Annotated in this window: 8 protein-coding genes; 4 read left to right on the forward strand and 4 right to left on the reverse strand. The window is 68.6% G+C overall.

What is annotated here, in order from left to right; genetic code table 11:
• Positions 1–132: 132 nt before the first annotated feature.
• The 3 genes from OO014_RS11625 to OO014_RS11635 all read left to right on the forward strand — a co-directional run bounded on the left by OO014_RS11625 (position 133) and on the right by OO014_RS11635 (position 2,731).
• Complete coding sequence (locus OO014_RS11625) at positions 133–756, forward strand: hypothetical protein (RefSeq protein ID WP_272462482.1); 624 nt, start codon at positions 133–135, stop codon at positions 754–756.
• Positions 753–2,168 (forward strand): 4Fe-4S binding protein, encoded by a 1,416-nt coding sequence (locus tag OO014_RS11630; protein WP_272462483.1) that lies wholly within the window; start codon positions 753–755, stop codon positions 2,166–2,168. Before OO014_RS11625 ends, OO014_RS11630 begins: the two co-directional genes overlap by 4 nt.
• 155 nt (positions 2,169–2,323) lie before the next feature.
• The gene (locus OO014_RS11635; RefSeq protein WP_272462484.1) at positions 2,324–2,731 is read left to right on the forward strand and encodes a four-helix bundle copper-binding protein; all 408 of its coding nucleotides are present in this window, start codon (positions 2,324–2,326) and stop codon (positions 2,729–2,731) included.
• A gap of 103 nt (positions 2,732–2,834) precedes the next feature.
• Here OO014_RS11635 and OO014_RS11640 read toward each other — a convergent pair whose 3' ends face one another.
• The 4 genes from OO014_RS11640 to OO014_RS11655 all read right to left on the reverse strand — a co-directional run bounded on the left by OO014_RS11640 (position 2,835) and on the right by OO014_RS11655 (position 5,980).
• The gene (locus tag OO014_RS11640) at positions 2,835–3,029 is read right to left on the reverse strand and encodes a hypothetical protein (protein WP_272462485.1); all 195 of its coding nucleotides are present in this window, start codon (positions 3,027–3,029) and stop codon (positions 2,835–2,837) included.
• A 189-nt stretch (positions 3,030–3,218) separates the two neighbouring features.
• Positions 3,219–4,691, reverse strand: a complete 1,473-nt coding sequence (locus OO014_RS11645; RefSeq protein WP_272462486.1) for a multicopper oxidase family protein — start codon at positions 4,689–4,691, stop codon at positions 3,219–3,221.
• Positions 4,684–4,914, reverse strand: coding sequence for an SHOCT domain-containing protein (locus OO014_RS11650; protein ID WP_272462487.1), 231 nt, complete (start codon positions 4,912–4,914; stop codon positions 4,684–4,686). The genes OO014_RS11645 and OO014_RS11650 overlap by 8 nt, the downstream gene beginning before the upstream one ends.
• Before the next feature lie 121 nt (positions 4,915–5,035).
• Positions 5,036–5,980, reverse strand: a complete 945-nt coding sequence (locus OO014_RS11655; protein ID WP_272462488.1) for an AraC family transcriptional regulator — start codon at positions 5,978–5,980, stop codon at positions 5,036–5,038.
• Between the two features lie 271 nt (positions 5,981–6,251).
• On the opposite strand from OO014_RS11655, the gene OO014_RS11660 reads away from it, so the two are divergent.
• Positions 6,252–7,616 carry an ABC transporter substrate-binding protein gene (locus tag OO014_RS11660; protein ID WP_272462489.1) on the forward strand — a complete coding sequence of 455 codons (1,365 nt, stop codon included), beginning with the start codon at positions 6,252–6,254 and terminating at the stop codon, positions 7,614–7,616.
• Positions 7,617–7,639: the final 23 nt, after the last annotated feature.

The following is a 7,639-nucleotide window of genomic DNA, read 5'->3' on the forward strand; positions in this document are numbered from 1 at the left end:
CCGCGCGCTGGATGTTCGATGTCGCTTCCCTGAAGGTTCGGTCAACATCGCCCCGAAGGGCTGCGCGGTGCACCGGCCCACCCCAAGGATGAGAGCCGCGGCGGGAGACCGCCCCTTCCCGAGGAGCCACACATGCGTCGTCGTCTCATCACCAAGGTCGGCCTGTATCCACTCGTAGCAGCCGGCACCTTCCTCGCTTTCGGTGCAGTCGCGGAGTCTGCCGTCGCGTCGCCTCAGACCGTTTCTGTCGCTGGGCCCCAGTGCGACTGCGGGAAGGACGACGAGGACCACGATCATGCGGCGCACGCAGACGAGGCAGGCCACACCGGCGACCACGCCGACGACCATGCGGATGCACACGGTGACGAACACGGTGACGAACACGGTGCTGAGGCCGCATCTGACGACGCTCTCCAGGTGTCGGATGACGAGATGGACCACAGCCAGATGGGCGACGGCGAGATGGACCACAGCCAGATGAGCGACGGCGAGATGGACCACAGCCAGATGAGCGACGAGGAGATGGACCACAGCCAGATGGACGGCGAGGATCACGGTGGTCACGGGTCGGTGTCCGCAGGTCCGGACGACGCCTCGCGGAACCTGGTCCTCGGCGGGTTCGCCGGTGTGAACGCGGCCGTCCTCGGGGCGGCCGGGGTGCTGCGTCGCCGCACCGCGGAGCGCCGGGACCGCCAGACGGCCGCCCGCGCAGCTGCCCGTCCGGCTCGGCGCATCGTGTCAGGGGACGAGCGATGAGCGCCCCGATCCGGACGCGCCCCAGCGCGGGACAGTCGCCAGAGCCGGGCTTCGCCGCACCGGCCCGTGGCCGGAATCTCATGGAGCTGCCGTGGGTGGCACGCATCATGCGCAGCCGGCTCTACCCCGGTGTCTTCCAGGTCCTGGTGGCCGCGGTCTTCGGCCTCGTCGCCTACCAGCTGCTCGTCGGGCCGGACACGGCCCACGACAACGCCGGCACCGCTCTCATGTGGGTGCTGTGGTGGCCGGTCATCCCGATCGTGTTCGTGCTGCTCGGCCGGTTCTGGTGCGCCGTCTGCCCGTTCGGCTGGATCTCGGACCAGGTGCAGAAGCTCGTCGGAGCGAACCAGCCGGTGCCGCAGTTCCTCAAGCGCTACGGCATCTGGATCATCGACGCCCAGTTCATCATCATCACCTGGGCCGACCACGTCTGGGGGATCGTCGAATCGCCCTGGGGCTCAGGCATCCTCCTACTCCTGCTCACGACCGCCGTGATCGTCTCCGGCGCGTTCTTCCAGCGTCGGACGTTCTGCCGCTACCTGTGCTTCCTCGGCGGCCTGTCCGGCAACTACGCCCGCACCGGCATGATCGAGCTGCGTGCCAACCAGGACGTCTGCCGCACCTGCACGAGCCGGGCTGCTTGCTACAACGGCACGGAGAAGGTCGCCGGGTGCCCGCTGTTCACGTTCCCGCGCACGATGGACACCAACGCCAACTGCAACCTTTGCGCGAACTGCATCAAGGCCTGCCCCAACGACGCTCTCGAGCTGAGGCTTCGCAAGCCCACGAGCGAGCTGTGGTTCATCCGCACCCCACGGCTGGAGGAGTCCTTCCTCGCCATGGCCATCATGGGGATCGTCGTCATCCAGAACCTCACCATGCTGGACGTGTGGGCGACCTTCCTCGACTGGATCGGCACGACCACCGGGATCACGAGCCCGTCCGTCATCTTCACCGTGGCCTTCACGATCGCGGTCGGAGCACCGGTCGGGCTCCTCGTCCTGGCATCGCAGGTCGCCTCGCGCGGCAACCTCGAGAGCGTTCGGCTGAACTTCGCGCGGTTCGGCTACGCCCTCATCCCGCTCGATGTCGCGGGGCACATCGCGCACAACCTCTTCCACCTCCTCGCTGAAGGCAAGTCCGTGATGTTCACCCTCGTCGCCCTCTTCGGCGGCGACCCCGGCGACGGGTCCGCGGCGCTCATGGACACGGGGACCATCCAGATCCTGCAGTACGTCGTGCTCGCCCTCGGTCTGGCCGGCTCGCTCTACGCGGCTCGCCGCATCGCGCACTCGCGCTATCGCACCGAGGCCCGCCGCCGGGTGACGCTGCTGCCGATGGCCTCGCTCATCATCCTGTTGGCCGGGCTCAACGTGTGGATGTTCGCCCTGCCGATGGCCCACCGGATGTAGTCGAACTCAGGGACCATCGAGGAGCTCCTCCATCTGGAGGGGCTCCTCGAGCCGGTAGGGGTGACCGTCGCCGCAGTGGGTAGGCGGGTTGTCGGGGCGACGCCACCAGAGCGCCGGGCGTCCGGTCCGGCCCGTCGCCCGGAGGAGAGGACGACATGCATACCGTGGAGGCAATGCTCGAGACCTACCCCAAGGACCTCGGTGACCTGGACCGGGGCAAGCTGACGGCCTGCATCCAGGCCTGCTACGAGTGCTCCCAGACGTGCACGGCGTGTGCCGATGCGTGCCTGAGCGAGGACATGGTCGCGGACCTCGTCAAGTGCATCCGCACGAACCTCGACTGCGCCGACATCTGCGCGACCACCGGTGCGGTCCTGTCCCGCCACACCGGCTACGACGCGAACGTCGCTCGGGCCGTCCTGGAGGCCTGCGCGCAGGCCTGCAAGGCCTGTGCCGAAGAGTGCGAGCGGCATGCGTCGATGCACGAGCACTGCCGCGTGTGTGCGGAGTCGTGCCGCCGCTGTGAGCAGGCCTGCCGGGATCTGCTCGCGTCGCTCGGATGAGCGAGCCCGCAGTGCGACCCGGACTGAACTGACGAAGGCCTCGCTGCCGGCGGTTGCCGTGGCAGCGAGGCCTTCGCCTCTTGTCGGGAGCCCCCGGCGCTCCTCAGCCCATCGGCATCCAGCCGGTGATGCCCTGGTGCATGCCGGGGTTGTGGCCGCCGTCGAAACCCATCTGGGCACACTGGGCGACGTGCTGTCCGAAGTCGTCGTTGGTCACGTCCGCCTGCGCCGGGGAGGCCACGAGGAGTCCTGTTGCAGCGATCGCGAGAACTCCGAGGGCCCTGAGCATGGTGCGCATCCGTATCACCTTTCATCGAGTGGGGCGGCGGGGTGTGCCGCTCATGGTTCCAGCATGAGGTGGGGCAGCGCGCACCGAAAGCCCTGCGGCACAACCTTCATCGATACTTGAGACATCGTCGGTGGTGGTCTTCACACAAGGGGGAGAAGGTGAGGCTGGGGACGTCTGTGGTCCTCCCGCAGGACTCCGTCAGCCCTGGGTCTGGACGATGCCCATCATTCCCCGGTCCTCGTGGTCGAGGATGTGGCAGTGGTAGACCGTGCGTCCGCCGAACTTCTCGAAGGAGACCAGCACCCGCACCTCGCCGCCCCCCGGCACGATGACGACATCACGCCAGTCCGGCCGGTCGGTCGCGGACGAGCCGGGACCAGCGATGAGCTGCATGGGCCACACGTGCAGGTGGAACGGGTGGTCCATCGGCGTGGTGTTGGCGATGGTCCACTCCTCGACGGTCCCGAGCCGAGGGTCCTGGTCGACCCTGGCTGGGTCGAACTCGACGCCGTCGAAGCCGAACGTCATACCCCCCGGACCCATCCCCATCGACATCCCCATTGACATCCCCATGGTGAAGGTGATCCGGCGTCGCCGGGCGACATCGCGGTCGCGCAGGTCCGGCAGCCCGGGCCCCGGCCACGCCTTCGGTTCCGGAGGACCGCTTCGGCTCGCCTCGACTGCACGGACCTCGGCCAGCGCCGTCTCGCGCGAGGTGTCGTTCGACCCCATCATCATGCCCATGCCGCCACGGTCGACCGCCAGCGTGCGGAGCGTGTGCCTCCCGGCGCGCTGGAGGCTGACGACCAGGTCGGCGCGGTTCCCGGGCGCCAGGGTCACCGCGTCGACGTCCATGGGCGGGCCGAGGGCCTGTCCGTCCAGGCCGAGCAGCCCGAGCCGGTGCCCGTCGAGCTGGAGCCGCACGAAGCGGGACACACAGGCGTTGACGAAGCGCCAGCGCTCCGTGACACCGGCGACGACGTCGAGGCGGGGGAGCCGCTGACCGTTGACGAGCACGAGGTCGCCCTCGCGTCCCGCCATGATCTCCGGGAGTGACGGCTTCGCGGGCCGGCCCCCGGCATCCAGGGAGATGTCGCTGACCACGAGAAGGCGTTCGGGCAGGTCCGGGTCGTCGGCGCCGGCAACGATCAGGGCCCCGAAGAGGCCGCCGAAGAGCTGGTCGGCCACGGTTCCGTGATGGTGCGGGTGGTACCAGAAGGTTCCGGCGGGGTGGTCCGCAGGGATGGCGAACTCGTAGTCGCCCGACTCGCCGGGACCGACGACCCGGAAGATGTTGTCCGAGCGGCCTTCCGGTGAGACGTGGAGTCCGTGCGTGTGCAGGTTGGTCGCTTCGTCGAGGCGGTTGGTCAGCCGCACTCGGAGCGTGTCGCCCGGCCGGACGTGCAGTGTCGGGCCCGGGCTCGACCCGTTGTAGCCGAGTGCCTGGGTCTCGCGGCCGGCGAGGGTGACCCCGCGGCCTGCGACCAGCTCCACCTCGAGCCGACCCCCGGTGCTGGTCAGGACGGCGGGCTGCGCCAGCAGGCCGCCCGCCTCGGGGTCGATCGCGGACCCGTCCGTCGAGGTGCGCCAGATGCCAACGCCACCGGCGACGGCCGTCGCGGCACCGAGTCCCGCCAACCGCAAGGCGTTGCGCCGACTCAGGTCAGCCACCACGAAGCACCCGCAGGCGCTGCCGGTAGTCCTCCTCGCTGATCTCGCCCCTCGCGAGGCGCTCGCGGAGGATGTCCTCGGGTCGCTGCCGCTCCCAGCCGTCGTTCCCGGCGGAGGGCCGGCGGCGGGCCTCGACGAGGCCCCATACGAGCACCGCCAGCCCCACGATCAGCAGCAGCACCCAGAACCCTGAAGCGCCCATCCCGAATCCCGGACCGAACACCGTGCCTTCACCTCCAGTGCCGCCTGGGCTCGAGCGAGTTCGCGCCGTGATCGTCCCCAGGCGATACCCCCTAGGGTACGCCCGTCACTCCTGCAGCCCGTGCACCTGCCCCGTCGGCCGGTCAGTCCGAGGGTGCGCGAAGACCGAGGCTGAAGACCTCCGGCGGCGGCTTCTGGCCGCTCTCGAGGCGGCGATAGGCCGTCGGCGTCGTGCCGACCTCGGCGAGGAACTGGCGGTTGAAGTTGGCCATGTTGTGGTAGCCGGACATCGCGGCGACCTGCGACACCGAGTGCTCGGTCGTGTCGAGGAGTCGGCGGGCGTAGGCGATGCGCAGCTTCTTGACCATGCTGGAGAACGTCGTGCCCGTGGCGGCCTTGAAGTACTTGGAGAAGGTCGGCTCGGACATGTAGGCGAGCCGCGCCGCAGTGGAGAGGCGGATGTCGCCCGTGAGGTTCTCGAAGATGTAGCTCAGCCCGGCCTCGCCTGCATCGCGGGCCGTGGAGTCCGTGGGGCGGCCGAGCCACTCGCTGGCCACCACCTCGTACTCGTCCGCGGGTGCGTGGGCGAAGAGCGCGAGGATCTTGAAGAGGTGTCCGAGGCGCTCCACCCCGGCGCTGTTGACACAGGCCAGGATCGTCTCGGCCGCGCGCCAGGCCGTGGCCCCGGAGAAGACGAGGCCGCGCGTCGAGCGGTTGAGCATCTCGGAGACCTCGGCGAGCTCGGGCAGGTGCTCCATCGCTCGTCGGATCCACTCGTCACTGAACTGGATGACGGCATCGCGGTCGACGGCGACCTGACCCTCGCCGAGGTCGCTGACCCAGTCGTGCGGGAGGTTGGGACCCATCAGGCTGACGTGCCCGGGAGCGAAGGTGCCGATGTGGTCCCCGGCGATGAAGCTCCCGCGGGTCTTGGTGATGAGGTGGATCTCGTACTCCGGGTGGTAGCCCCAGCCGCAGATCTCACTCGGGAAGTCATGGGTCAGGACCCGGACCGAGGCCTGCGGGTGCGGGGGGATCACCTCACGGCGCAGGGACTGCCCTGCCGGGGTGCCGGGTGAGTGCTCCACAGTCGCTTTCCTCCCGATGCCGAGTCGTTGCGGGTGGTCGAGCCCCGCACACCATCGCCGTGTGACCTGCGTCGCACTCGCGAAAAATAGTATCAACATCAGGTGGGTGATGGTGCTTGTTGGCGTTGTCAAGCCCCTCTTACCGTTCCGGGAAGTTCCTGTTGCGAACCACGGCGGACATCTCGTCCGAACTCCCGCGGGCCTCGCCACGAGGGGCCCGTCGCACCGGGCCAGAGGGAACGAGATGAATTGCCTACCAAAGGAGCTAGGAATGCTTGCGAACAGACGCATGCTGATCCTCGGGTCGAGCCTGACGGCCCTGACCCTGTCACTCGCCGCGTGTTCGTCGGGAGCGGTCTCGACGGGCGACGCCGGCGGCACGGGAGGCGCCGGCGGCTCGGTGACCCTCAACCTGGCCACCGTCAACAACGGCCAGATGAAGGACATGGAGAAGCTCAAGACCGAGTACGAGACGGCCAACCCGGGCGTCAAGGTCAACTTCCAGGTCATGGAGGAGGGCGACCTGCGCAGCGCGGTCACCGCCGACGTGGCCAGCGGCGCCGGTCAGTACGACATCGTCACCATCGGTGCCTACGAGACGCCGCAGTGGGGGGCCAACGGCTGGCTGCTCGACCTCACCCCCGACCTGCAGGCTGACGCCGCCTACGACGTCGATGACATCCTGCCGCCGGTCCGCGACGCGCTGACGCACGACGGCAAGCTCTACGCGGTGCCGTTCTACGGCGAGTCGTCGATCCTCATGTACAACAAGGAGGTCCTCGACAAGGCCGGCGTCACCCTGCCGAACAAGCCGACCTGGCAGGAGGTCGCCGCGGCGGCCAAGCAGGTCAACAGCAGCTCGATGGCCGGCATCTGCATGCGCGGCAAGCCCGGCTGGGGCGACCTCTTCGCGCCGCTCACCACGGTCGTGCAGACCTTCGGCGGCAACTGGTACAACGAGCAGTGGGACGCGACGGTCAACAGCCCCGAGTGGAAGGAAGCCGTCACCTTCTACAAGACGATGCTCGACGAGTCGGGTGAGAAGGACCCCGTCTCCTACAGCTTCAACGAGTGCCTCACCGCGCTCAAGGAGGGCAAGGCCGCGATGTGGGCCGACGCCTCCGTCGCCGCCTCGATGCTCGAGGCCGACGACTCCCCGGTGAAGGGCAAGATGGGCTACGCCCACATGCCCGTCAACAAGACCCAGGAGTCGGGCTGGCTGTGGAGCTGGAACCTCGCGGTCCCGGCCACGACGAAGAACAAGGACGCTGCGGTCAAGTTCGTCAAGTGGGCGACGAGCAAGGAGTACCACCAGCTCGTCGGCGCGAAGATCGGCTGGTCCAACGTCCCGCCGGGCGCGCGCACCTCGACGTACGAGATCCCCGAGTACAAGGAAGCCGCCAAGGCCTACGCGCCGATCACGCTCGAGGTGATGAGCGCGGTGAACCCGAAGCAGCCGGGCGTCAACCCGCAGCCGTGGGTCGGGATCCAGTACGTCTCCATCCCGGAGTTCCAGGACGTCGGCAACAAGTGCGCGCAGTACATCGCGGACTACATCGCCGGTCGCGGATCCGTGGACGACGCCCTGGGCAAGTGCCAGGCCGACGCCCAGGCCGCCGGGGCCAAGCACAAGTGACCCCCACCCCGTGAGTGTGGTGG

Source organism: Intrasporangium calvum (assembly GCF_028446585.1).
GTDB classification, from domain to species: Bacteria; Actinomycetota; Actinomycetes; order Actinomycetales; family Dermatophilaceae; genus Intrasporangium; species Intrasporangium calvum_A.

What these genes read in the sequence shown, in the direction of transcription:
- OO014_RS11625 (WP_272462482.1), top strand. Translation starts at nt 133, where the DNA reads ATGCGTCGTCGTCTCATCACCAAGGTCGGCCTGTATCCACTCGTAGCA.
- OO014_RS11630 (WP_272462483.1), top strand. Translation starts at nt 753, where the DNA reads ATGAGCGCCCCGATCCGGACGCGCCCCAGCGCGGGACAGTCGCCAGAG.
- OO014_RS11635 (WP_272462484.1), top strand. Translation starts at nt 2,324, where the DNA reads ATGCATACCGTGGAGGCAATGCTCGAGACCTACCCCAAGGACCTCGGT.
- OO014_RS11640 (WP_272462485.1), bottom strand. Translation starts at nt 3,029, where the DNA reads ATGCGCACCATGCTCAGGGCCCTCGGAGTTCTCGCGATCGCTGCAACA.
- OO014_RS11660 (WP_272462489.1), top strand. Translation starts at nt 6,252, where the DNA reads ATGCTTGCGAACAGACGCATGCTGATCCTCGGGTCGAGCCTGACGGCC.